The sequence below is a fragment of the Nocardioides agariphilus genome, assembly GCF_015352445.1.
GTDB classification, from domain to species: domain Bacteria; phylum Actinomycetota; class Actinomycetes; order Propionibacteriales; family Nocardioidaceae; genus Nocardioides; species Nocardioides agariphilus.
This window is the reverse complement of the sequence record NZ_JADKPO010000030.1, coordinates 30409-52925: the sequence shown is the minus strand read 5'-3', so window position 1 is coordinate 52925 and position 22517 is coordinate 30409. Positions and strand designations below refer to the sequence as shown.

Below are 22517 nucleotides of genomic sequence, written 5' to 3'. Positions count from 1 at the left end.
AGGTCTCGGCCTTGGTCAGCAGGTCCTCCCCCACGGCCTGGGGGAGGTCGGTGAGGGCTTTGTCGATGACTCTGACCTGGGCCAGGTTCACCTCGCCCTTGCCGAACGCCTTGGCCAGCTTGTGCCAGCGGGTCTCCAGGGCTGTGCCGAGGCGGGCCTGGTCACGTAGGCGTCCGTGGGCGTCGCGGGTCGCTTCGGCTAGCCACGCTGCGGGGGACCGGGCGCCGGCCTTGTCGGCGACGTCGTCGGCGACGGTGAGGACCGCGGTCTCGAGGGCCTGCAGCCTGGTCCGTGCCCGAGCCGCCCGGAGGAGCAGGTCTTGTTTCTCGGTGGTGGTGCGGAAGACCGCCGCGATCCCGAGGAGCTCGTCCAGGCAGGCCTCGAGCCGCTCGAGCGGCTCGGCGTACTGGCTGGACATAGGTGAAATCCAAACAGAGGGCACCGACAGTCGACGGCCCAGAACCCCTGGTTTTGCTGGGGTTTCTCACATGCTGGGCCCACCAATTTCTGGCCCGGCTGGCTTGGTTCTCACCGGGTAACGAGTGAGGGCGCTAGCGCGCCCTCCTCAACCAGCGGGGGGTGGTCGCTGGTTGAGGAGGTTCGCAGCTCCCGCTGGTTGAGGAGGTTGCGCAGCTCCCGCTGGTTGAGGAGGTTGCGCAGCAACCGTCTCGAAACCATCGGGAGCAGAGTCGTCTGGTAACGAGTGAGGGCGCTAGCGCGCCCTCCTCAACCAGCGGAGCCGGCGTTAGCGCGCCCTCCTCAACCAGCGGAGCGGGCGCTAGCGCGCCCTCCTCAACCAGCGGAGCCGGCGTTAGCGCGCCCTCCTCAACCAGCGCGCGCGGCGTGCCGACCAGCCGCGCGTCCGGAGAACAGGCAGCCCCCGAGGAACGTGCCCTCGAGGGCGTTGTAGCCGTGCACTCCACCGCCGCCGAACCCGGCCACCTCGCCGGCGGCGTACAGCCCGTCGATGACCGTGCCGTCGGCGGCCAAGGCCCGGGAGTCGAGGTCGGTCTGGATGCCCCCGAGCGTCTTGCGGGTCAGGATGTGCAGCTTGACGCCGATCAGCGGGCCGTGGGCGGGGTCGAGGATCTTGTGCGGCGCGGCCGTCCGGCCGAGCCGGTCGCTCAACGTACGCCGGGCGTTGCGGATGCCCATCACCTGCGAGTCCTTGCTGAAGGTGTTGTCCATCTGCAGGTCCCGCGCGGCGATCTGCGCACGGACCGCGGCCGGGTCGAGCGGTGGTGCGTCCGGGGCCAGCTTGTTCATGCCGGCGACGAGCTCCTCGATCGTGGTCGCCACGACGAAGTCGGCCCCATAGGTCTTGAACGCCTCCACCGGGTCGGTGGCCTTGCGGTTGAGCAGCCGCTGCTGCACGAACGCGCGGAGGTCCTTGCCCGTGATGTCGGGGTTCTGCTCCGAGCCCGACAGCGCGAACTCCTTGCGCACGATGGCCTGGCTGGACACGAACCACGAGTGGTCGTACTGCGCTATGTCGGGCGTCGCGCGCAGGTGCCGCAGCGTGGACAGGGTGTCGTAGCCGGGCAGGCACGGGTGCGGCAGCCGGCGACCCAAGGCGTCGAACCACATCGACGAGGGACCGGGCAGGATCCGGATGGCGTGGCCGGGCCAGATCGGGCTCCAGTTCTGCACGCCTTCGGTGTAGTGCCACATCCGATCGCGGTTGACCAGCCGGACGCCGGCCTCCGCGGCGATGTCGAGCATCCGCCCGTCGACGTACGCCGGCACGCCGGTGATCATGCTCTTCGGAGGGGTGCCCATCCGCTCGGGCCAGTAGCGGCGCACGATGTCGTGGTTGCCGCCGATGCCGCCCGTCGTGACGACCACGACCGGAGCCGAGAGCTCGAAGTCCCCCGCGACGTCCCGGTTGGAGGAGATCCCACGCGCCGACTCGTCGTCGGCGAGCAGGGTGCCACGAACCCCCGTCACGGCTCCGCCCGAGATGAGCAGCTCATCGACACGGTGCCGGTGGTGGAAGGTCAGCAGCCCGTTGCGCGCGGCCTGCTCGGCGTACTCGACGAAGGGCGCGACCACGCCGGTCCCCGTGCCCCAGGCGACGTGGAAGCGCGGCACGGAGTTGCCGTGACCGTCGGCGTGCGAGCCGCCCCGCTCGGCCCAGCCGACGGTGGCCAGCAGCTTGATGCCGTGTCGATCCAGCCAGGAGCGCTTCTCGCCGGCTGCCCACTCGACGTAGGCCCGCGCCCAGCGAGCCGCCCAGACGTCCTCGTCCTCGAGCCGGTCGAAGCCCGCGCTGCCGCTCCAGTCGTTCCAGGCCAGCTCGAGGGAGTCGTGGATGCGCAGTCGCCGCTGCTCGGGGCTGTTGACGATGAACAGACCGCCGAACGACCAGAAGGCCTGGCCACCGAGGTTGGCGTGGTTCTCCTGGTCGAGCAGTGCGACGCGCTTTCCCGCCGCGGTCAGCTCATGAGCTGCGACCAGTCCGGAGAGTCCGGCTCCGACGACGATGGCGTCCGGTGTGATGACCATGGCTGAATCTAGCCGCACGTCGCCGCTCCGGTACCTTCCGATCGTGGGCGCATCGCAGGTGGACCCGGGCAGGGTGGCAGAGCTGAAGGGACGCGAGGACGCGACCTTCGTCGAGCGGCGTCCGCGCACGATGGAGCTCTGGAAGTCGGGGCAGGCCGTGATGCCCAACGGCGTGCCGATGAGCTGGCTGCGCACGTCCTACGACCATCCGCCGTTGTTCATCGAGTCGGCCACCGGCTCACGACTGCGTGATGTCGACGGCCACGAGTACGCCGACTTCAACATCGCGGACATGTCGATGTTCACCGGCTACGGGCCGGCTCCGGTCGTCGCGGCAGTGAGCCGGCAGGTCGCGATGGGGTCGCAGTACCTGTTGCCCACCGAGGACTCGATCTGGGTCGCCGGCGAGCTGGCGCGGCGCTACGGCCTGCCCAAGTGGCAGTTCACCCTCGCCGCCACGAGTGCCAACACCGAGGTCATCCGGATCGCGCGCTCGATCACGGGTCGCGAGAAGGTGCTGTTCTTCGAGGGCAAGTACCACGGCCACTTCGACGACGTGCTCGTCGAGCTGGACGACGGTCGGCTGGTGCCGGAGGAAGCGGGACTGCCGCACGACGTCACGGCACGGACACTCATCGTGCCCTTCAACGACCTCGACGCCCTTGAGCGCGCCTTGGCCGGCTGCGAGGTGGCGGTCGTGATCACCGAGCCGGCGCCGACCAACAACGTGGGTCTGCTGATGCCCGACGACAGCTTCCATGCGGGGCTTCGGGAGGTGACCCGACGCACCGGCACGCTGCTGGCCTACGACGAGACGCACACGCAGGTGGTCGGACCTGGCGGACTCACCCGGATGTGGGCCCTGGCCTCCGACTTCGTGACCGTGGGGAAGTCGATCGCTGCAGGCATCCCCCTCGGGGCCTACGGCATGACCGAGGAGGTGGCGGCCGTCTTGCAGCGTCCCGGCGGGCGTGACGACGACACACCGCAGGTCGCCGTCGGCGGCACCCTGTTCGGCAACCCGCTGTCGATGGCAGCAGCACGTGCGGCGATGAGCGAGGTGCTGACCGAGGAGGCCTACGCCCACAGCCAACGGCTGGGCTCGCGGCTCGCCGATGGCATCGAGGGCATCGTGGCGTCGGCCGGCCTCGACTGGACGACGCACCGGTTCTGGCCGCGCAGCGGGCTGTCGTTCTGCCCGGTCCTGCCACGGACGGCGAGCGAGGCGAAGGCGACTCTCGACGTACCGCTTCGCCGCCTGATGCGCGTCTACCTCGCCAACCGCGGGGTGTGGGAGGCGATCATCGGCGCCGGCCCGACCTGCTCGGTCGCCGCGACCGACGAGGACGTCGATGCCTACGTCGACGCCTTGGGCGCTCTCATCGCCGAGCTGGTCTGACGATCCGTCGATTTCCGGCCGGCTCGCACGTCATCGAGGTGAGCGGCCGACCAGCCCGGAAGGCCCCGGACCAGGAGGACGACCATGGGCCACCCCGTCGTGCACGCAGAGATCCGTTCGAGCAACCCTGACGCCACGCGTGCCTTCTTCGGCGAGCTGTTCGGCTGGACCTACCCCACCGAGGGCGCCTACCCCGGCTACACGTTCGTCGACACCGGCGTTCCGGACGCGCTCTACACCGCGATCAGCCCGCTGCAGGGCGACGGCGACCTCGTCACGTTCTTCGTCGGCGTCGACGACATCGGCTCGAGCATCGAGTCGGCCACGCGCCTGGGCGGTCGCGTCGTGCAGGAGCCCGTCGACGTGCCGGGCGTCAGGTTCGCGCTGATCGCCGACCCGCAGGGACACGTGGTCGGTCTCGCCCAACAGATGGACCAGCAGATGGACCAGCAGATGGACCAGCAGATGGACCGGCAGATGGGCTGATCCTCGAGGGTCTGTCGGATCGGCGAGGCTCCGTTCGTGGCATGGTCACAGCCACTCCGAAAGGAACCGACATGACCGCCACCATCGCCGTCCACGAGTTCATCTCCGCCGACGGAGTCTTCGAGTCGCCCAGCTGGACCTTCGAGTTCGGGTGGGACCCCCGCATGGGCGAGACCCTCGCCGAGATCACCGGAAGCGCACAGACGATCCTGCTGGGCCGCCGTACCCATGAGATGTTCGCGCCTGCCTGGCGCCACCGCACCGTCGAGGACGACCCCGGGGCCGACTTCTTCAACCAGACCGAGAAGCTCGTCGTCGGCTCGCAGGAGCCGGCCGAGGAGTGGGCCAACACCACGCGCATCGGCGCCTACGACGCCGACGTGATCCGCCGCCTCAAGGACGAGCGCGACGGCTTCATCTACATCTCCGGGAGTGGGCGGCTCGTGCGGGCTCTGCTGGGCGACGGGCTGGTCGACGAGCTGCACCTGTTCGTCTACCCGATTGCGCTCGGTGAGGGTGAGCGGTTCTGGGTGGACGGCGAGCAGCACAAGCTGGAGCTCAAGGCCCACGACGTCTACGACAACGGCGTGGTCCACCTCTGCTACGGACCTGCGTGAGCGGGGACTCGACAAGCTCGACCGGCGACAGTCACGCTGGGCGCGTGGAGGTCCGCTTCATCGACGGGCAAGGGATCCGCTCGTGCGACGCCGAAGACGTCGTGGAGCTGTTCTCCCACGACGACGGCTTCTACTGGATCGACGTGCCGAGCTGGGACGCCGAGGCCGAGGCGGTGCTCGCCGGCCTGGGGTGCCATCCCCTGGTGATCGAGGGCTGTCAGCAGCGCAACTACGTGCCGACCGTGCACGCCTACGAGGACCACGTCTTCATCACCACCCAGTCGCCGTACCTCGGCCGCGCCGGCCACGTCCACCTGCTCGAGCTCGACCAGATCATCGGGCACCACTTCCTGGTCACCGTGCATGGACCGATCAACCCCGACCTCGACGTCTCGGTGGCGCTGGTCGAGACGTCCGGTGTGCTGGCCAGGCTGGAGAGCGGGCGCTTCCACCCTAAGTCGCCCAGCGAGCTGTCGTACGCCGTGGCCTCGGCCGTCGCACGCCGGCAACGGTCCGTGATCAGCGAGGTCGCGCTGAAGCTTCCCGGCCTGGAGAGCGAGGTGATGTCGTCCAAGCTCACCGACCCCGAGCTGCTGCTGGAGACGATGTTCCTGATCCGCCACGAGCTGATCACCACGCGCACCATGGCCGCCCAGTGCCACGACGTGTGGATGCGGCTGGCGGGCATCAACCGGATGGCCGACGACGTCGACGGCGCGTTCGCACGCGACGTGGCCGACCAGTTCGACCGGGTGCGCTCGCTGGCCGACGGCGAGGCGCACTTCCTGTTCGGCGTGATCGAGCTCTACCAGACCAAGGTGCACACCAAGATGACGGTGGCCATGGAGCGGCTCGCGGTGATCGCGGCCGTCACGTTGCCGGTCACCGCGCTCGCATCGGTCTACGGCATGAACGTGATCGTCAACGAGTCGACGCACTGGACCCAGCTCATCATCATCCTCGTGGTGATGGTGACCATCAGCCTGATGCTGCTCACCTGGGCGCGCCGCCAGGGCTGGTGGTGACGGCGCTCCGTCGTACTTGGCGGTGCGTGCGGCAACCCGTCAGGCCGCCTGCCACGATGGGCCGGTGTCCGACCTCGCTGCCCGGTGGCCACTCGGCGACGACCTCGCCGACGTACGCGACGAGCTGCAGGCCGCCTACGACGGCGACCGTGGCTACCACGACACCCGTCACCTCACGGAGGTTCTCGACCGCATCGACGAGCTGGCCGCTGCCGGCGAGGAGTTCGACGGTCTCGCCGTGCGCCTGGCGGCCTGGTTCCACGACGGCGTGTACGACGGCCGACCAGGAGCCGAGGAACGTTCGGCGCAGTGGGCCCTCTCTGCGCTGGCGAGGCGCCCCGAGGCCGACGAGGTGGCCCGGCTCGTGCGCCTGACAGAGCAGCACCGCCCGGCCGGCGACGACCCCAACGGGTGCATCCTCTCCGACGCCGACCTCGCGATCCTGGCGGCTTCGCCGCAGCGTTACGCCGAGTACGTCGCGGACGTGCGCCGCGAGTACGCGCACGTGCCCGACGACCTGTTCTGCCGGGGCAGGGCCGCGGTGTTGCGCGAGCTCCTCGCCAAGGACTCGCTGTTCCACACGCCGCACGCCTGCGAGCACTGGGAGACCCGCGCCCGGGCGAACGTCGAGGCGGAGCTGCGACGCCTCGAGACCTAGGTATAGAGGCAGAACGGATGGCCGGCCGGGTCGAGCATCACCCGCACGTCGTCCTGCGGCTGGTGCTCCGCCGGTGTCGCACCGAGCTCGATCGCGTGCTCCACGGCGGCGGCGAGGTCCTCGACCTCGACCTCGATGTGCATCTGCATGCCCTGCCTCCCCGGCTCGGGCGGCCACACGGGAGGCTCGTAGATCTCGGCCTTCTGCACGGTGAAGGAGCCGACACCCTCGCCGAAGTCGAGGGAGCCACCGTTGTCGTCGATGTCATGGATCGGCACCCCGAGGACCTCCGACCAGAACCGCAACAGCGTTGGCGGGTCGGGCGCCTCCACGTTCACTCCCCACCAGTCCTTGCGTTGCCAGCGGTCCGTGGTGGCATCCCGGTTCGTGCGTCCGCGCATCAGCCCTCCTCGACGAGACGTTCGGGTCGGGCGCGCTTCCTCCGTCGTAGCCCAGCTCGCACCAGCATCACCACCAGGTCCCGCGAGGAGACGGGGACGGCACCAGCAGCGACGGCCGCGGCGTAGTACTCCGACGGTACGTCGTAGTGGTCGCGGTCGAACCCGCGCGCAGGGATGCCGAGCTCGGCAGCGAAGAGGTGGAGCTCGTCGTAGGACGTGTCGCTGGCCAGGTGCGACCACATCCGGTCGTAGCGGGGTACGGCGGGCGGGTCGATGACGATCACGGCACCACCTTCACAAGACGACCTCAGATCCTGGCCATCGCATCGTCGACCAGCGTCCGCCAGGAGCGCACGTAGCCGGCGTCGACGTAGGCCTTCGCCGAGCCGCCCGGCCGCACCTGCCGGCCCACGTGGAAGGCGCGCACGCCCTCGCGCACCAGCCAGGGCACGTGCTCGGCAGCCAGCCCACCGCCCGGCATCAGGCGGGCCGCGATCACCGGGTCGGACGCGGCGGTCGCCAGCAGGTCGTCATAGCCGACGTCCATGCCGCGCGGGGAGCCTGCCGACCGCACGTGCAGCAGCCGCGGCAACGCCAGCAGACGACGCCACGACCGCCGCGGGTCGAGGCTCGAGTCGACGGCCCGGGTGAAGGTCCACGGCACCTGAGGGAGACGTTCGGCGAGGGCCGTGCAGGTCGCGACGTCGATCTCGAGGTCGGCGTCGAGGAAGCCGAAGCAGACGCCGGTGGCGCCGCACGCGAGGTAGTCCTCGGCCAGCCCGACCAGACGTTCGAGCTCCCCGCCGGTCGTCGTCCACGAGTCGTTGAGCCGCAGCAGCACGAACATGGGCAGCTCGGACTCGCGGCCCATCGCGGACACGAGTCCCGGCTCGGGGGACAGCGAGCACGTCTCACCGCGAATGGCCACGTGCAGCCGTCCGGCGCCGCCCTCGGCGGCTCCTGGCACGTCGCGCGGATGGGAGACAGCCACCTCGAGCAACGGCGCGCCCCCAGCCATGTGCTCACTGTAGGAGCACCGGGGCCCAGGGCGCGTCAGGCTGCGAAAGTCGCCCGGGAGGCGGTCTCAGGGGGGGCGGGGCAGAATCGGCTGGGTGGACGCATCGCTGATCTTCGGGGCTCGCGCACTCGTCCTCGCCGACCTCGCGGCGTGCGGTTGCGCTACGCCCGAGGCCGTCTCGCACCTCGAGGACGCGATCTCGCAGCGCCAGTGGTGGGCCGAGCAGTGGCCCGAGGGCGAGCCGTACGTCGCCGGGCTGGTCGCCCAGGACGTGCAGGACGCGCTGCTCGAGACGATCGGCCGGTGGCCGCTGTGCGTCGGCTGCGAGGGACCCGAGCACTCCCTCTACATCCAGCCCGACCTCGGGGGCCCCGACCCCGTCTGGGTGTGCGAGGAGACCGGCCAGGAGGTCGCCGCTCTGGGCGCCCTCGGCGGGTTGAGTGCCTAGCTCTCGCTGCCGAGCTGTACGCGCAGGGTGAACTTGTCGGAGCGGTAGCACGACCGCGACACCTCGACCACCGCGTCGCCGGCCAGAGCGCGCCGGGTCTGACGCAGCACGGAGGCTCCGGCGGCGACACCGAGTAGGTCGGACTCGTCGGCGGAGGCGACGTCAGCGGTGACCGTGTCCTCGGCCCAGGTGGGTCGCAGGCCGCGCGCGCTCAGCTCCTCGTAGAGGCTGGCGGGCAGCGGCGCCTGCAGGAAGCCGGGGAGCAGGATCTCGTTGAGGTAGGCGTCCTCGATGGCGATGACCTCGCCGTCGGAGCAGCGCAGTCGCTTCCAGTGGATGACCGCGTCACCGGCGGTGATGCCCAGCGCACGGGCCACACCGGGACCGGCCTGGCCGAGGCGGGCGTGCAGCGTCTGGTTCTCGGCCGTGTGGCCGACGCGCGACATCTCCTCGGTGAAGCTGGTGAGCCGGCCGACCCCGCGGCGGGGGCGGGCGACGAACGTGCCGCGACCGGGGATGCGCTCGAGGAGCCCCTCGGTGACCAGCGCGTCCATGGCCTGGCGAACGGTCATCCGGGCCACGCCGAACTGCTGCACGAGCTCGCGCTCGGACGGTGCGGGGGCGCCGGGTTCGGCGTCACGCACGAGGGCGCGAACGTACTCGCGCACTTGTACGTGCTTCAGGGCGCCGCTTCCCGCGGCGTGGAGCAGTTGTTCCACATGCCGAACGATAGGGCGGTGGAAGGGTCAACGGGGCAAATACCCGCAGACATAGTCCACTTGGACTATTCCCTTGGTCATTCGGTCGCAATCGCTCGCAGGACGTCCAGGCGGCCCGCACGCCTGGCCGGGAAGACCGCGGCGAGCACGCCGACGACGACCGAGGCCGCCAAGAAGACGCCCAGCTGACCCCACGGCAGGCTGATGACCTCGAGCCCTTCGTCGCGGACGGCGTACATCATCGCGATGCCGAAGCAGATGCCGAGCACGACGCCCAGGAGGGCACCGAGCACGGCGATCACGACGGACTCCAAGGTGATCATCAGACGTAGCTGGCGGCGACTCAGGCCGATGGCCCGCAGCAGTCCGACCTCACGGGTTCGCTCGATGACCGACAGCGCCAGGGTGTTGACGATGCCCAGCACGGCGATCACCAGTGCCAGCCCCAGCAGCGCGAAGATCATCAGTACCAGCTGGTCGATCGGCGCGCGCTGCTCGTCGGCGAACTCCGCCTGGTCCTTGACCGTGACGATCGGCAGGTCCGCGACGACGGCGCCGAGCCGGTTCTTCAGGCCGACGGTGTCAGGTCCGGCATCGATGACCAGCGCGTTGTCGGAGCCGGGGTAGCCCTGGTCCTTCAGCGTCTGCATGGTCGTCACGGTGTCGAAGAAGATGACCGGGTTGTCGGCGTAGATGCCGGCGACCGTGAGCGTCAGTCTGCCCTTCGGCGTCTTGTCGACGGTGTAGGTGTCGCCGACCTCGAGTCCCTCGTCGCCCGCCCACTTCTCGTCGACCAGCACGCTGCCGTCCTTGAAGTCCGACAGCTTGCCGTCGAGGATCCGGATGCCCAGGAACTCCGCATCGGCCGGCTCGATGGCGGCGATCCCGAAGAAGTCGCCGTCGCGCTCGGCCTGCGCCCAGCGTTGTCGCACCACGCGGTCCACACCGTCGACCTGCGCCATCTCCGTGGCGATGCTCGGTGAGAACGGCTCCCCGAACACACTGCTGACCACGTAGTCGCCGACGAAGTTCTCCTCGATCGCCTGGTCGACGCTGGCCTTGGCGGAGTCGCCGAGGATGGCCATCGTGCCGGCCAGCGCGAGCCCGATCATCAGTGCGGAGGCCGTGGCCGTCGTACGACGCGGGTTGCGCAGCGCGTTCTGTCCGGCCAGGTTGCCGACGGTGCCGAAGACTCGGCGGTACGCCGCCTGGACGGCGCCCAGGAAGGGCCTGCTGATCACCGGGCTGACCGCCGTGACCCCGAGCAGTACCAGCAGGGTGCCCAGGCCCAGGACGTAGCCGCCGCGAGGTACGTCGGTGAACAGCCCGGCCGCCATCGCTGCTGCGCCTACGAGGATGCCGACTACACCCAGGAGCAGGCGCCGGTGGATCGAGGTCTCCGGGAGGGCGATGTCGTCGCGCAGGGCCTGCACGGGAGCGATCCGGGCCGTGCGCCTGGCCGGCAGCCACGCGGCCGCCATCGTGACGAGCACGCCGACGACGTAGCAGGCCAGGATCGTGCGGGGCCCGAAGACGAGCGGCTGGCCGGTCAGGTCGAGCCCGAAGTTGGCGAAGAGGGCCCGGATGCCCATGGCCAGAAGGACGCCCAGGCCGAGTCCGAGGGTGGAGCCGACCAGGCCGACGAGCAGGGCCTCGACCAACACCGACCGCGTGACCTGTCGCTTGGACGCACCCAGCGCGCGCAGGAGGGCGAGCTCACGGCTGCGCTGCGCGACCAGGATCGAGAACGTGTTGACGATCAAGAAGGCGCCCACGACCAGTGAGATCGCGGCGAAGATCAGCAAGAAGGTGCGCAGGAAGCTGATCGCCTCCAGCAGGTCGGTCGCGGCGTCGTCGGCGGCCTTGTCTCCGGTGACCGCCTCGAGGTCCGCCGGCAGTCGCTCGGCGACGGCGCCGCGCAGCTCGTCTTGGCTGACGCCGTCGTCGGCGGTCACCCAGATGTCGGTGTAGGCGTCCTTGCCGTCGAGGAACAGCTGCTGAGCCCTCGGGGTGTCGAAGGCGGCGAAGGTCGCGCCGTTGAGCGAGCCGCCCTCGGGGAAGCCCAGGATGCCGACGAGCGTGGGCGTGATCAGCGCCTGGTCGGAGGCGGTGACGATGTGCACCTTCTCGCCGATGAAGTAGCCCGAGCGCTGGGCGGTCTTGGCGTCGAAGACCACCTCGTCCGGGCCCTCGGGTGCCCGTCCCTCCACCAACGTCAGACCGGGCAGGCCGTGTCCGGCAGGGGCGTCCGAGTAGTTGCCGCCGATCGCGGGCGGCCCTTGACCGCCGACCACCTTGTTGTCCTTGTCCACGACGTAGACGCCGATGGCGGTGACGTGGCCGTCCACCCGTGCGGCACCCGGGGTGTCCTCGAGGTCATCGACGACCGAGGCCGGGATCGCCACCGTCGAAGGCCCGCCGTTGGTGTTGCCGTCGGCCGGGCGGACGACGACATCGCCGACCGTCGAGGCGAACAGCGCCGTGAAGCTACGGCCGAGGGTGTCGGAGAAGATCAGCGAGCCGCCGACGAACGCGACGCCGAGCACGATCGCGAACGTGCTCATCAGCAGCCGCAGCTTGCGGCCGAGCAGGCTCTTGATGGTCGCCTTCAACATGACGGTCGCTCAGCTGCCCTCGGTGGCAGCGGTCATCCGGGTCATGATCTCCAGCACTCCGTCGCGGTCCGGGTCTCGCATCTCCTCGACGATCCTGCCGTCGGCGAGGAACACGACGCGGTCGGTGTGCGACGCGGCCACCGGGTCGTGGGTCACCATCACGACGGTCTGGCCGTGGTCGCTCACGCTGGAACGCAGGAGGTCGAGCACCTCGGCACCCGACCTGGAGTCGAGGTTGCCGGTCGGCTCGTCGGCGAAGACGATGCGCGGCCGGCTGACCAGGGCACGAGCGACGGCGACGCGTTGCTGCTGGCCACCGCTGAGCTCGTTGGGCTTGTGCGACAGCCGGTCGCCCAGACCCACGGTCGCGATCACCGCGTCGTACCAGTCGGGGTCAGGCTTGCGACCCGCGATCGCCAACGGCAGCACGATGTTCTCCTGCGCGGTCAGGGTCGGGACCAGGTTGTAGGACTGGAACACGAAGCCGATCTGGTCGCGGCGCAGCCTCGTCAGTGCCTTGTCCTTGAGCTGGGTGAGGTCCTCGTCGCCGATGAAGACCGAGCCCTTGTCAGCGGTGTCGAGAGCCGCGCAGCAGTGCATCAAGGTCGACTTGCCCGAGCCGCTCGGGCCCATCACCGCCGTGAACTCCCGCTCTGCGAGATCGAGCGTCACGTCGTCGAGCGCGACGATGCGAGCCTCCCCCGAGCCGTAGGTCTTGGTCAGGCCGATCACCCGTGCCGCTGCGTTGGTCACGGCGCAAGACTGGCAACGTCGGCCAACTCTCGCCACCGGGTTCTCCCCCGAACAGACCCCGAACCTCAGCCGGTGACCCACGCCTCCGGCGGCACGCGCTGGATGAAGTAGTCGAGGACCTCGCGCACGTTGCCGATGCGGGAGATGGGAAGGCAGCTACGCCCCTGCGGGGACCTGATCTCGTACTCCTCCGACATCACCCGCCCGTCCATCTCTCGGGAGATGTGGCGGACGCGGGTGATCGCGCTCCACGCGACGCGGGTGCCAGCACGGGTCACGAAGCCCGCGTCGTCCATCTCGTGGACGTAGCGTCGCTCGACGCGCATCCGGATCAAGGGGTAGACGCCTACCGTCGCGACGGCGACGAACGCCATCGCGCAACCGCCGGCCGGGGGCCTCAAATCGATCTCCATCGCGCCCTCCCAGCGCTCGTCCCAGCGCTCATCCCAGCGCTCATCCCAGCGCTCATCCCGTGCTCGTCCCGTGCTCGGTCCGTGCTCGTTTCCGATCTCCCAGGCTGGCATCCACCCCGCCGGGCGTCCATGATCTGATCGGACCAGGGGACTCGAACATCTGTTCGATCCTGGCGTACGATGCGGGCATGGACTTCCAGAGCAGCCTGTTCGACCGAGCAGTGACCACCGCCGTCAGCGACGGTCCCGGCGTCCGGTCCCTCGACGTTGCCGAGCGCATCCGCCTGACGCGGGGCGCCTGGGTCGACGTGCTCCGCAACTTCGTGATGGGCGCCGACGACGTGCTCGAGCGGCTGGTCGCCGACGTGCCCTGGCGCGCCGAGCGCCGCCCGATGTACGACCGCATCGTCGACGTCCCGCGCCTGGTGCACACCTACGTGCTCGGCGAGGACCTCCCCCATCCGCTGCTCACCACTGCACGCGACGCCCTGTCGGCCCACTACCTGCCCGAGCTCGGCGAGCCGTTCGTCAGCGCTGGCTGCTGCTTCTATCGTGACGGGCGCGACTCCGTCGCCTGGCACGGCGACACGATCGGCCGCGGCAAGCACCTCGACACGATGGTCGCCATCGTCTCCTTCGGCGACCCGCGGCGGCTGGCGCTGCGGCCCAGGGGCGGCGGCGAGTCGACCTCCTTCGAGATGGGACACGGCGACCTCCTCGTCATGGGCGGGTCCTGCCAGCGCACGTGGGAGCACGCCGTCCCCAAGGTCGCCCACGCCGGACCCCGCATCTCGGTGCAGTTCCGGCCGCTCAACGTGTTCTGAAGGATTTCCCGCCATCGCCAGGCTTTACCCCTAGCGGTCTACCCAGACGCGACTTCCAGGCATACGTTGTCCTGTTGTGCCTGGGGGCCAGGCACGGCTACGACCACTCACCTCGGAGGACAGATGCAGCACAGGCATACCTCGAGACGGCGCAAGACTCTGGTCGGCGGGCTGATCGCCACGCTGGCCACCGCCTCGCTCATCGCGGCGACCATCCAAGCCGCACCGGCCGCACCCAGAGGGGGCAAGAGCTCCATCGGCAACGGTCTCAAGGCTCTCCAGCCCGCTGGCAAGTCGCACCTGGCGACCGTCCAGAACTTCTTGAAGTCCCGCGGCGCAAGCGCTGCGACCCTCGACTCGCTGCGCGCCTCGGGCTCGTCGTGGACCTACCGCGGAGTGACGCACCTGCGCCTCGAGCAGCGGGTCAGCGGCCTGCGCGTCTACGGCGGCGAGGCGAAGGCGTCCTTCAACCGCAAGGGCGAGCTGATCAACCTGGTCGACTTCACCGTCAAGGTCGGCAGCACCCGCGCCGCTCGCGTCGGGTCGGCAGCCGCGCTGCGCGCCGCCAGCAAGAGCCTCTACCCCTCGCGCGCGGTCAACACTCGCCAGACCAGCCAGGCGGGCAACGTCACGACGTATGCGAAGGGCTCGAGGTTCTACGTCGGTCCCCGCGTCGAGCGGGTCGCCGTGCCGACGTCCAACGGCCTCGCCGTCGGCTACCAGGTCGACACCTGGGACGCGAAGAGCAACAAGTACTACTCCAGCCTCGTCGGTGGAGACGGTGCGGTCATCTCCCACGAGCTGCGCTCGGCCAACGACTCCTACAACGTGTTCACCGAGGACCCCGACAAGACGCCACAGGCCGTGGTCAACGGGCCCGGCAACGGCAACGCGCAGTCGCCCGGCGGCTGGTTGTTCTCCCAGGTTCAGAAGTCGACCAACATCGAGGGCAACAACGCCCACGCCTACCTCGACTCCGTGCCGGACAACAAGCCCGACGCGGGCGGTGACGTGGTCTCCGGCGGAAACTTCCTGACCGCGGCCGACCTGGGCGCCTCGCCGACGACGGCAGACAACCGTGAGGTGGCCGTCCAGAACCTCTTCTACCTCAACAACGTCATCCACGACACCCTCTACGACGCAGGTTTCGTCGAGGCCGCGGGCAACTTCCAGGAGAAGAACTTCGCGATCAAGAACGGCGGCAGCGACTCGGTCGACGCCGAGGCACAAGACGGCGGCGGCACCGACAACGCCAACTTCGCCACCCCGCCCGACGGTGTGAACCCGCGGATGCAGATGTACCTCTGGACCGGTCTGGGCACCCACAACGTCGTCGTGCATGCGACCGGCGGCGACATCACCTACCTGGCCCAGGGTGCCGCGTGGGGTGCGGTCCTCGACCAGACGGGCGTCACCGGAGTCCTTGCGGTGGCTGCTGACGGCACGGCTCCCGCAAGCGACGCCTGCGAGGCTCTCGTGGGCGACTACACGGGCCAGCTCGTCGTGGCCGACCGGGGCACCTGCAACTTCACCGCCAAGGCCAAGAACGCCCAGGCCGCAGGCGCTGCCGGCATCGTCATCGCCAACAACAACGCGGGCGCACCGTTCACCATGGGTGGCGCCGACAGCAGCGTGACGATCCCGGCCGTGATGGTGTCCCAGTCAGACGGCACCGCCATCAAGGCAGCCGCCGGCACGAGCACGACGATCAAGCTGGCCGACGAGCCGCCGCTGCAGCGTGACGGCGACGTCGACTCCGACATCGTCTGGCACGAGTACGGCCACGGTCTGACCTGGCGGATGATCGGCAAGATGAGCGGCCCGATGGCCGGCGCGATCGGCGAGGGCATGGGCGACGTGCTGTCCCTCATCGCCAACGAGGACGACGTCGTCGGCGAGTACTCCTCGAGCGACCCGCTCGGCATCCGCACGGCGCCGTACGACGTCTACAACCGCACCTACGGTGACATCGTCGGCGAGGAGGTGCACCTCGACGGTGAGGTGTACGCCGCGATCGGCTGGCGCATGCTGCAGCACTACCAGGGCGCGGGCATCGACAAGAGCGTGCTGCTGGCCGACCTGGTCGACGGCATGAACTACACGCCGCGCGAGCCCACGTTCGAGGAGATGCGTGACGGCATCCTCACCGGGCTGGCTGCCTCGGGCAACGACGACCGTTCCTGCATGGTCTGGGACGCCTTCGCCGAGTACGGCGTCGGTGTCGGTGCTCACGGCGTGGCCAACGGCAAGACTGCTACGACGGTCGAGTCCTTCGACCTTCCGGCGGCCTGCCAGAACTAGAAAATCTCAACAACGAAGGGCCCGGAGGTCGATGACCTCCGGGCCCTTCGTCGTCGACCTGGCGACCTCGGCGTGGCCGAGGCCCGAATGGCCCGAACGGACTATGAGGGATCTCTTGACCTCGGGTTAGCGTCGATCATGCCCCAACACCACGGTCAGGAATCCTTCTTCGTCGTGGGCGAGGGAATCGTCGGCACCCAGCTCGGAGGGCGGCACGGGGACGTACCCGACCCGGTCACCGAGTCGGTCGACCCGACGGCTCCGGCGCCGCGAGCGCTCGCGGCCAGCGAGCCGCCGCCGTTCAGGTTCTCGCGCATCGGGCCCAAGGGCGAGCCGCTGGGTCCGGCTCTGACCAAGAAGCTGGCGATCGCGATGGTCCAAGGCGGTGGTGGCCAGGGCGACATCCCGGCGGGGTACACCTACCTGGGGCAGTTCGTCGACCACGACCTGACCTTCGACCGCACCGACGTGGAGCTCGGCGAGGACGTCACACCAGCCCAGCTGGTGCAGGGCCGCTCGCCCCGGCTCGACCTCGACTCGTTGTATGGCGTGGGGCCGGCCAACCCGGCCTCGGCCAGGTTCTACGAGGACGACGGACTCCACCTCAAGGTCGGCGACACGATCAAGATCGGACCCGATGCCTCGAAGAAGAAGCACGACCTGCCGCGAGTGGCGGGAGCGAGGACCGCGCTGATCCCGGATCCCCGCAACGACGAGAACCTGATCGTCGCCCAGACCCATATGGCGATGATCCGGTTCCACAACAAGGTCGTCGACGACCTCGCCTCGACGCCGCTCGCCCAGCGGTTCCGCAAGGCTCGCAAGCTGGTGACCATGCACTACCAGTGGCTGCTGCGCCACGACTACCTGCCGCGCATCGTTGAGCCCGCGGTCCTCGACGACGTCTTCACCAACGGCCGCAAGCTGGTCGAGCCGGACGCCGAGCCCACCGCCGTACCGACCATGCCGCTGGAGTTCTCGGTGGCCGCGTTCCGGCTGGGGCACAGCATGATCCGCGACTCCTACAACTGGAACCGGCGCTTCCCCGGCACCGGCGGATCGCTGTTCTACATGTTCGACTTCTCGGGGCTCGGGGGCACTTTGGGTGGCCAGCTGCGACTGCTCAGCAACTGGCTGGCCGACTGGCGGCGGATGTACGACTTCGCCGCAGGCGGCCACCCCGAGCTCACCCCACCCGGCGGCGTCGCGAAGGTCAACCAGGCCAAGCGGATCGACACCTTGCTCACCGACCCGCTGCGCAACCTGCCGCCGGGGACGTTCAACGGGCCGGCCAACATCCCGTTCAACGACCCGCGTGCCAACCTGGCCTTCCGCAACCTGACCCGGGCCAGGATGGTCAAGCTCGCCACCGGGCCCCAGATGGTGACCAAGCTGAACAACAAGGGCGTCCCCATCACGGCGCTGACCAAGGCACAGCTGCTCGACGGCAACGGCGGCGCCGCTCTCGCCGGCCTGACCGCGACGCAGCAGGACGCCCTGACCACCAAGGCACCGCTGTGGTTCTACGTCCTGCGCGAGGCCGAGCTCAACGACGGGGTGCTCACCGGGGTCGGCGCGCGCATCGTCGCCGAGACCTTCCACCGCGCCATGGAGGGCAGCAACTTCTCGATCGTGCGCAACACGAACTTCGCGCCCTCCCTCGGGCGCGGCAACACCTTCGAGATGACCGACCTGCTGCTGCATGCCTTCGGCGACGCCAAGGGCCTCAACCCGCTGGGCGGCGCCTGACCGGCACACCGGTGCCCCGCGGGGCACTAGCCTGCCGCCATGGAGTCGTCACTGACCACCATCGGCCTGCCGATCGCGTTGGCGATCGTCATGTTCGGTCTGGGGCTCGGCCTCAGCGGCGAGGACTTCCGGCGGGTGGCGCAACGACCCAAGGCGGTGGCCGTCGCGCTCGGCTGCCAGCTCGTGCTGTTGCCGCTGGTCTGCTTCGGACTCGTCGTGCTCGCCGACCTCCCGGCTCTGCTGGGCATCGGGATGATGCTGCTGGCCGCATCTCCGGGCGGCACGACGGCCAACCTGTTCAGCCACCTGTTCCGCGGCGACGTCGCGCTCAACATCACCCTGACAGCGGTCAACTCCGTGATCTCGGTGGTGACCTTGCCGATCGTGACCGGCTTCGCGATCGCCTACTACGACCGCGGCGAGGACGTCTCGGTGCCGTTCGGCGAGGTGGTCAAGGTCTTCGCGATCATCCTGGTGCCGGTCGCGATCGGGATGTTCGTGCGCGCTCGCACCACCGGGTTCGCCACGCGGATGGACCGTCCCGTCCGCGCCTTGTCGGCCGTCGTGCTCGCCGTCCTCGTCCTCGGCATCCTCGTCGACGAGCGCGAGAACGTCGGCGGCTACCTCGCGGATGTCGGTGTCGTCGCCACGGCGTTCTGCGCGATCAGCCTGGTCGTCGGGTACGTCGTCCCGTTGGCCGTCGGCGTCGTCGAGGGCCAGGCCATCGCCTCGTCCATGGAGATCGGCGTGCACAACGGCACGTTGGCCATCTTCATCGCACTGGAGGTGCTCGAAGCCGTCACCATCTCGGTCCCGGCAGCGGTCTACTCGCTGGTGATGTTCCCGCTCGCCGCGTCGTGGGGGTCGTTGGTCTCCCGCAGGGTTCGGCCACCGGTCGCCGCCTGAGGTGCGGGTCGCCATCCGCGTCCGTCCGGGCGCCAAGGTCACCACCATCGGCGGCAGCCACGACGGCGCCCTCGTCGTGCGGGTGCGCGAACGCGCGGTGGACGGCCGCGCCACCGAGGCAGCACTGAAGGCGCTGGCGGGGGCGTTGGGCATCCGGTCAGCAGAGGTCCGGCTGGTCGCCGGAGCGACCAGCCGGACGAAGCTGGTCGAGGTGCCCGACGACGTGGCGGACACCTATCGCCGGCTCCTCGCGTCGCCGACGCGACCTTGAGATGTCGATGTGACGAACTCTTGAGTCATGGCATCTTCATTCGGTGCCGGCGCGGGGCGGTTCATCCACTACGTTCCCGACCTCGAGCTGTTCGGCCAGGTTGGCGGCCCTGACGCACGCGGGCGTGCTCATGGTGACCGCCGTGCACATGGTGCGCGTCTCGAGCCTGACGGCACTGCTGCGCGCCTCCCGCGCCGATGCCGCCGTGCTCGCCGGCTGGGGCCGACCCTGTTGCTCAGAACTCGACGCGGGGGACCTCGGTGGACCCGGCGGGAGCCTCGTAGAACTCGCGCTCGTGCACGCCGGCCATGCCGGTGAAGAACAGCCAGGGGATGGTCTTCACGAGCGTGTTGAGCTTGGCGACGGCGTCGTTGTAGTACTGGCGGGCGAAGGAGATCTGGTTCTCGGTGTCGGCGAGCTGCTGTTGCAGGTCGAGGAAGTTCGCGTTGGCCTTGAGGTCGGGATAGGCCTCGGCGACGGCATTGAGGTGGACCAGCGCACCTTGCAGCTGGGCATCGGCAGCTGCCTTGGCAGGTACGTCGTTGCCGGCGGCGGCCTGTTGGACGTTGGCCCGGGCCTTGGTGATCTCCTCGAAGACCTCCCGCTCGTGGGCGGCGTACCCCTTGACCGTGTCGACCAGGTTGGGGATCAGGTCGGCGCGGCGGGTGAGCTGTACGTCGATGCCGCCGAGAGCCTCCTGGGCGCCGACGTCGGACGTACGGAGCTTGTTGAACCCGCTGACGCCGAAGAGGATCAAAGCGACGACGACGACGCCGACGATGATGAGAGCGGTCATGGGTGAGTCCCCTGTCTTGACTGATGGGTCGGGTTGATTCTGGACGCTGTGCTCACCAGGAGCCACCTCCCCCGCCGCCGCCACCGCCACCGCCTGAGAACCCTCCCCCTCCGCCGCCGCCGCTGGACGACGAGGACTGCGTGGCCTGGTAGGACGAGATGGCTCCGTCGACGGTGTTGGAGAAGCTGTTGACCATCTGGTCGGTGTAGTTGCCGGTGTGGTCACCGGTGTAGCCCGGGAAGTACGTCGGAACGGGCGGCTCCTGGCCGGTCTCGGCGCGGTACTTGGCCGCCCACTCGTCGGCGCAGTCGAAGGCGACCGCCCACGGGATGTAGGCGGTGTAGAGCTCCCGGCGGCCGGAGAAGTCGAACCTGCTCTGGCTCGACGGGGTCGACAGCACGCGCTTGAAGCCGCCCACCTTCGACCACAGCTCGCGCCCCTGCGCCGTGCGCTTGGTGTTGGCGCCCGTGGCCAGGACCGGCCCGGCGCCCGCCGCGAGGGCAGCGGGGATCAGCGCGATCAGGCCCATGTCGAACAGGTTGCCGCCGGCGATGGCCAGCGCCAGGATGCCGCCGCCGATCACGAACAGCCCGCCCAGGCAGCCCAGCCCCGCGCTCTGCATGTTGCCCGACTCCTTGGCCCACGACCGCGTCGCCGCCTCGAACCCGGCCAGCTCGGTCTTGAGCTTCTCGCCCGCGCTGACGCTGCTCGAGCTGGCCGTGAACGCGAGGCCCGGCCCTCCGGTCAGCCGCGCCACCCGCTGGGTGACGGAGTCCAGGCCGGCCCAGCCCTGCGGCCCTTGCGTATCGGTCACCGTCCACGACTTGTCGCTGGGACGTTCGAGAGTCACCGCACCCTTGGCGGCTGCCTGCATCACCGAGGCCACGAACGCCTTCTTGCCGGTGCGCTCGGTCAGCAGGTACGCCGCCTGGGCCGGCCCCACGCCGTCCGGCGGGGCGTACTGCAGGGGGAACGGTGGGGTCTTCTCCTTGACCTTGCGGGCCTGCCACAGCCCGAACATGCCCGCCGCGGCGGCCAGCAGCAACACGATCAGCGCGTTGGTGGGACTGCGCCCCAGCACGGGGTCGAAGCGCGCCGCCCACGGCACCGTCGTACCTCGCTCGGGCGTGGCCATGTCCAGGCCGACCTTCACCGTGACCGGGGTGTTGGCGAGCAGGTCGGTGGCATCGACCGTGAGCGTGTCGGTGCCGTCGCCCTCCGCCGTGCACCCGCCGGTCTGCCCGGAACCGCGCGCACACTGCACTCCGCTGGCCTCGGTCGGCAGGTGCACGGTCAGGTGCGCGTTGTCGATCGCCTGCAGCCAGCCGCCCGGGATCAGGTTCCAGTAGAACTGCGTGCGCTGTCCGGTCGTGCCCTTCTCGAGGACGCCGTCGATCGAGTACGTGATGACGTAGGTGTGCAGGCCTGCGTCGATGAGGACGTCGGCGCTACCGATCTTGAGGTTGGTGATCCGGCCGTTGTTGTCGTCGAGGACCTCATAGGGCTCCGGCGACCCGTCGAGGGTGACCGAGAAGTCGTGTGGCACGCGGCGCGCGTTGGTCTGGCTCTGGTCGGCCTCGTCGAAGAACCGGAAGATGCCGTGCTTGCCGTAGCCCGGGAAGTCGACGGTCAGCGTCTCAACGGCGTGCAGATCACCGTCAGCGTCGACGGTGAAGTCGGCGTCGTAGTTGCGGATCGTGGTCTCTTCGTACGTCGTCGGCGCGAAGGTCCAGTTGTAGGAGACGGCCGGCCAGAGCATGGTGCCCACTACGACGGCGAGCCAGACGACGACCCCCACGACCCGTCTCATGCTCGGCAGCCTAAGGCGCACCCGCGCTCCACCGAGCCGACGCGCCAGCGCTGGTCCAGACCGCGCACCGCGCGAGCCTCAGAGCGCGACGATCAGCCAGACCAGCAGCACGAGGAGGACCAGGGCAACCACGCCCTGCTTCCAGTAGGACTTCAGCAGGACCGGGAGCACGGTGGCCCCCAGGTCGAGCGCCTCTTCCCTCTTGGGTACGACGGCAGGAGCGGGCGCTGGAGCCGGCGCGGGTGCCGGCACCTCGGCGGTCGCCGGCATGAGGTGAGCACTGACGTCATCGGGAGCCGTCACCATCGCGTGCGCCGCGACGTCCTCCTCGACCGGAGCGGTCAGCCGCTGCTCGAGGCAGTCCATGAACTGACCCAGGAGCTTGTCGGAGACGTCCTGCATCACGCCGCGGCCGAACTGGGCGGGCTTGCCGGTGATCGCCAGGTCGGTGAGCACCTCGACGTCGGTGGAGACCCCGGCACCGGTCGTCTGCTCGGTCATCTCCAAGGTGACCACGGCGCCTGCCGTGCCGTTGCCGCGCTTGTCCTTGCCCTTGGCCTCGACCACGAACCGGTGCGCCGACTCGTCCTTCTCGGTGAAGGTGCCGGACCCGTTGTAGACCAGGGCGATCGGCCCGAGCTTGACCTTGACCGAGCCCGCGAAGGAGTCACCGTCGGCCGAGGTCACGGCCGCGCCGGGGAAGCACTCGGCCACCGAGGCGATGTCGTTGAAGTGCGCCCAGGCCACCTCGACCGGGACCGGGACACTGAAACGATGGGTGAGCTCCATGCTGACCTTTCTAC

The 22517-nt window shown here is 69.4% G+C and carries 24 protein-coding genes; 11 read left to right on the top strand and 13 right to left on the bottom strand.

What is annotated here, in order from left to right; translation table 11 throughout:
• From ISU10_RS18340 to ISU10_RS18330, 3 genes are all read right to left on the bottom strand, one after another.
• The coding region (locus ISU10_RS18340; RefSeq protein ID WP_194697875.1) for a DUF222 domain-containing protein at positions 1 to 418 on the bottom strand (418 nt) is incomplete at its 3' end.
• A 110-nt stretch (positions 419 to 528) separates the two neighbouring features.
• Positions 529 to 678: a hypothetical protein gene (locus tag ISU10_RS18335; RefSeq protein WP_194697874.1), complete on the bottom strand. Its 150-nt coding sequence runs from the start codon at positions 676 to 678 to the stop codon at positions 529 to 531.
• A 147-nt stretch (positions 679 to 825) separates the two neighbouring features.
• Positions 826 to 2505, bottom strand: coding sequence for an FAD-binding dehydrogenase (locus ISU10_RS18330; RefSeq protein WP_228501290.1), 1680 nt, complete (start codon positions 2503 to 2505; stop codon positions 826 to 828).
• A 43-nt stretch (positions 2506 to 2548) separates the two neighbouring features.
• Here ISU10_RS18330 and ISU10_RS18325 point away from each other — a divergent pair, with 43 nt between their 5' ends.
• The 5 genes from ISU10_RS18325 (at position 2549) to ISU10_RS18305 (ending at position 6690) form a co-directional block, all read left to right on the top strand.
• Entirely contained in the window at positions 2549 to 3904 is a 1356-nt protein-coding gene (locus ISU10_RS18325; RefSeq protein WP_194697873.1) for a transaminase, read from the top strand.
• An 84-nt stretch (positions 3905 to 3988) separates the two neighbouring features.
• Entirely contained in the window at positions 3989 to 4390 is a 402-nt protein-coding gene (locus tag ISU10_RS18320; RefSeq protein ID WP_194697872.1) for a VOC family protein, read from the top strand.
• Positions 4391 to 4461: 71 nt separating this feature from the next.
• Positions 4462 to 5007 (top strand): dihydrofolate reductase family protein, encoded by a 546-nt coding sequence (locus tag ISU10_RS18315; RefSeq protein ID WP_194697871.1) that lies wholly within the window; start codon positions 4462 to 4464, stop codon positions 5005 to 5007.
• Positions 5008 to 5051: 44 nt separating this feature from the next.
• Entirely contained in the window at positions 5052 to 6032 is a 981-nt protein-coding gene (locus ISU10_RS18310; protein ID WP_194697870.1) for a magnesium transporter CorA family protein, read from the top strand.
• Between the two features lie 64 nt (positions 6033 to 6096).
• A complete protein-coding gene (locus ISU10_RS18305; RefSeq protein WP_194697869.1) occupies positions 6097 to 6690 on the top strand; it encodes an HD domain-containing protein in 594 nt (197 codons plus the stop codon).
• Here the strand turns inward: ISU10_RS18305 and ISU10_RS18300 are convergent.
• Genes ISU10_RS18300 through ISU10_RS18290 form a run of 3 tightly spaced genes read right to left on the bottom strand, consistent with a single transcriptional unit; the run spans position 6687 to position 8109 of the window.
• Positions 6687 to 7091, bottom strand: coding sequence for a VOC family protein (locus ISU10_RS18300; protein ID WP_194697868.1), 405 nt, complete (start codon positions 7089 to 7091; stop codon positions 6687 to 6689). The two genes, ISU10_RS18305 and ISU10_RS18300, sit on opposite strands and share 4 nt — an antisense overlap.
• Positions 7091 to 7375: a DUF4031 domain-containing protein gene (locus ISU10_RS18295; RefSeq protein ID WP_194697867.1), complete on the bottom strand. Its 285-nt coding sequence runs from the start codon at positions 7373 to 7375 to the stop codon at positions 7091 to 7093. Before ISU10_RS18295 ends, ISU10_RS18300 begins: the two co-directional genes overlap by 1 nt.
• A 23-nt stretch (positions 7376 to 7398) precedes the next feature.
• Entirely contained in the window at positions 7399 to 8109 is a 711-nt protein-coding gene (locus ISU10_RS18290; protein WP_194697866.1) for a copper homeostasis protein CutC, read from the bottom strand.
• A gap of 94 nt (positions 8110 to 8203) precedes the next feature.
• Here ISU10_RS18290 and ISU10_RS18285 point away from each other — a divergent pair, with 94 nt between their 5' ends.
• Positions 8204 to 8557, top strand: coding sequence for a DUF8819 family protein (locus ISU10_RS18285; RefSeq protein ID WP_194697865.1), 354 nt, complete (start codon positions 8204 to 8206; stop codon positions 8555 to 8557).
• Here the strand turns inward: ISU10_RS18285 and ISU10_RS18280 are convergent.
• The 4 genes from ISU10_RS18280 to ISU10_RS18265 all read right to left on the bottom strand — a co-directional run bounded on the left by ISU10_RS18280 (position 8554) and on the right by ISU10_RS18265 (position 13057).
• Positions 8554 to 9276: a GntR family transcriptional regulator gene (locus ISU10_RS18280; RefSeq protein ID WP_370865648.1), complete on the bottom strand. Its 723-nt coding sequence runs from the start codon at positions 9274 to 9276 to the stop codon at positions 8554 to 8556. The two genes, ISU10_RS18285 and ISU10_RS18280, sit on opposite strands and share 4 nt — an antisense overlap.
• 77 nt (positions 9277 to 9353) lie before the next feature.
• Positions 9354 to 11891 carry an ABC transporter permease gene (locus tag ISU10_RS18275; protein ID WP_194697864.1) on the bottom strand — a complete coding sequence of 846 codons (2538 nt, stop codon included), beginning with the start codon at positions 11889 to 11891 and terminating at the stop codon, positions 9354 to 9356.
• Positions 11892 to 11900: 9 nt separating this feature from the next.
• Entirely contained in the window at positions 11901 to 12644 is a 744-nt protein-coding gene (locus tag ISU10_RS18270) for an ABC transporter ATP-binding protein (RefSeq protein WP_194697863.1), read from the bottom strand.
• A 65-nt stretch (positions 12645 to 12709) separates the two neighbouring features.
• Positions 12710 to 13057: a hypothetical protein gene (locus ISU10_RS18265; RefSeq protein WP_194697862.1), complete on the bottom strand. Its 348-nt coding sequence runs from the start codon at positions 13055 to 13057 to the stop codon at positions 12710 to 12712.
• 188 nt (positions 13058 to 13245) lie between these two features.
• Between ISU10_RS18265 and ISU10_RS18260 the strand changes: the two genes are divergently transcribed.
• The 5 genes from ISU10_RS18260 (at position 13246) to ISU10_RS18240 (ending at position 19108) form a co-directional block, all read left to right on the top strand.
• Entirely contained in the window at positions 13246 to 13881 is a 636-nt protein-coding gene (locus ISU10_RS18260; RefSeq protein ID WP_194697861.1) for an alpha-ketoglutarate-dependent dioxygenase AlkB, read from the top strand.
• A gap of 123 nt (positions 13882 to 14004) precedes the next feature.
• A complete protein-coding gene (locus ISU10_RS18255) occupies positions 14005 to 16182 on the top strand; it encodes a M36 family metallopeptidase (protein ID WP_194697860.1) in 2178 nt (725 codons plus the stop codon).
• Between the two features lie 138 nt (positions 16183 to 16320).
• Entirely contained in the window at positions 16321 to 17931 is a 1611-nt protein-coding gene (locus ISU10_RS18250) for a peroxidase family protein (RefSeq protein ID WP_194697859.1), read from the top strand.
• Positions 17932 to 17970: 39 nt separating this feature from the next.
• Positions 17971 to 18837 carry a bile acid:sodium symporter family protein gene (locus ISU10_RS18245; RefSeq protein WP_194697858.1) on the top strand — a complete coding sequence of 289 codons (867 nt, stop codon included), beginning with the start codon at positions 17971 to 17973 and terminating at the stop codon, positions 18835 to 18837.
• A 1-nt stretch (position 18838) separates the two neighbouring features.
• Positions 18839 to 19108, top strand: coding sequence for a DUF167 domain-containing protein (locus tag ISU10_RS18240; protein WP_194697857.1), 270 nt, complete (start codon positions 18839 to 18841; stop codon positions 19106 to 19108).
• A gap of 235 nt (positions 19109 to 19343) precedes the next feature.
• Here ISU10_RS18240 and ISU10_RS18235 read toward each other — a convergent pair whose 3' ends face one another.
• The 3 genes from ISU10_RS18235 to ISU10_RS18225 form a co-directional block, all read right to left on the bottom strand.
• Positions 19344 to 19904 carry a LemA family protein gene (locus ISU10_RS18235; RefSeq protein WP_194697856.1) on the bottom strand — a complete coding sequence of 187 codons (561 nt, stop codon included), beginning with the start codon at positions 19902 to 19904 and terminating at the stop codon, positions 19344 to 19346.
• Between the two features lie 52 nt (positions 19905 to 19956).
• A complete protein-coding gene (locus ISU10_RS18230; protein ID WP_194697855.1) occupies positions 19957 to 21714 on the bottom strand; it encodes a DUF2207 domain-containing protein in 1758 nt (585 codons plus the stop codon).
• A gap of 78 nt (positions 21715 to 21792) precedes the next feature.
• Positions 21793 to 22503 (bottom strand): SRPBCC family protein, encoded by a 711-nt coding sequence (locus ISU10_RS18225; protein WP_194697854.1) that lies wholly within the window; start codon positions 22501 to 22503, stop codon positions 21793 to 21795.
• Positions 22504 to 22517: the final 14 nt, after the last annotated feature.

Excerpts from the sequence above, each read along its gene's own strand:
- ISU10_RS18300 (WP_194697868.1), bottom strand. The coding sequence starts at position 7,091 with ATGCGCGGACGCACGAACCGGGATGCCACCACGGACCGCTGGCAACGC.
- ISU10_RS18275 (WP_194697864.1), bottom strand. The coding sequence starts at position 11,891 with ATGTTGAAGGCGACCATCAAGAGCCTGCTCGGCCGCAAGCTGCGGCTG.
- ISU10_RS18255 (WP_194697860.1), top strand. The coding sequence starts at position 14,005 with ATGCAGCACAGGCATACCTCGAGACGGCGCAAGACTCTGGTCGGCGGG.
- ISU10_RS18315 (WP_194697871.1), top strand. The coding sequence starts at position 4,462 with ATGACCGCCACCATCGCCGTCCACGAGTTCATCTCCGCCGACGGAGTC.
- ISU10_RS18250 (WP_194697859.1), top strand. The coding sequence starts at position 16,321 with ATGCCCCAACACCACGGTCAGGAATCCTTCTTCGTCGTGGGCGAGGGA.
- ISU10_RS18330 (WP_228501290.1), bottom strand. The coding sequence starts at position 2,505 with ATGGTCATCACACCGGACGCCATCGTCGTCGGAGCCGGACTCTCCGGA.
- ISU10_RS18230 (WP_194697855.1), bottom strand. The coding sequence starts at position 21,714 with ATGAGACGGGTCGTGGGGGTCGTCGTCTGGCTCGCCGTCGTAGTGGGC.
- ISU10_RS18335 (WP_194697874.1), bottom strand. The coding sequence starts at position 678 with ATGGTTTCGAGACGGTTGCTGCGCAACCTCCTCAACCAGCGGGAGCTG.
- ISU10_RS18290 (WP_194697866.1), bottom strand. The coding sequence starts at position 8,109 with ATGGCTGGGGGCGCGCCGTTGCTCGAGGTGGCTGTCTCCCATCCGCGC.
- ISU10_RS18225 (WP_194697854.1), bottom strand. The coding sequence starts at position 22,503 with ATGGAGCTCACCCATCGTTTCAGTGTCCCGGTCCCGGTCGAGGTGGCC.
- ISU10_RS18245 (WP_194697858.1), top strand. The coding sequence starts at position 17,971 with ATGGAGTCGTCACTGACCACCATCGGCCTGCCGATCGCGTTGGCGATC.
- ISU10_RS18320 (WP_194697872.1), top strand. The coding sequence starts at position 3,989 with ATGGGCCACCCCGTCGTGCACGCAGAGATCCGTTCGAGCAACCCTGAC.
- ISU10_RS18260 (WP_194697861.1), top strand. The coding sequence starts at position 13,246 with ATGGACTTCCAGAGCAGCCTGTTCGACCGAGCAGTGACCACCGCCGTC.
- ISU10_RS18265 (WP_194697862.1), bottom strand. The coding sequence starts at position 13,057 with ATGGAGATCGATTTGAGGCCCCCGGCCGGCGGTTGCGCGATGGCGTTC.
- ISU10_RS18235 (WP_194697856.1), bottom strand. The coding sequence starts at position 19,904 with ATGACCGCTCTCATCATCGTCGGCGTCGTCGTCGTCGCTTTGATCCTC.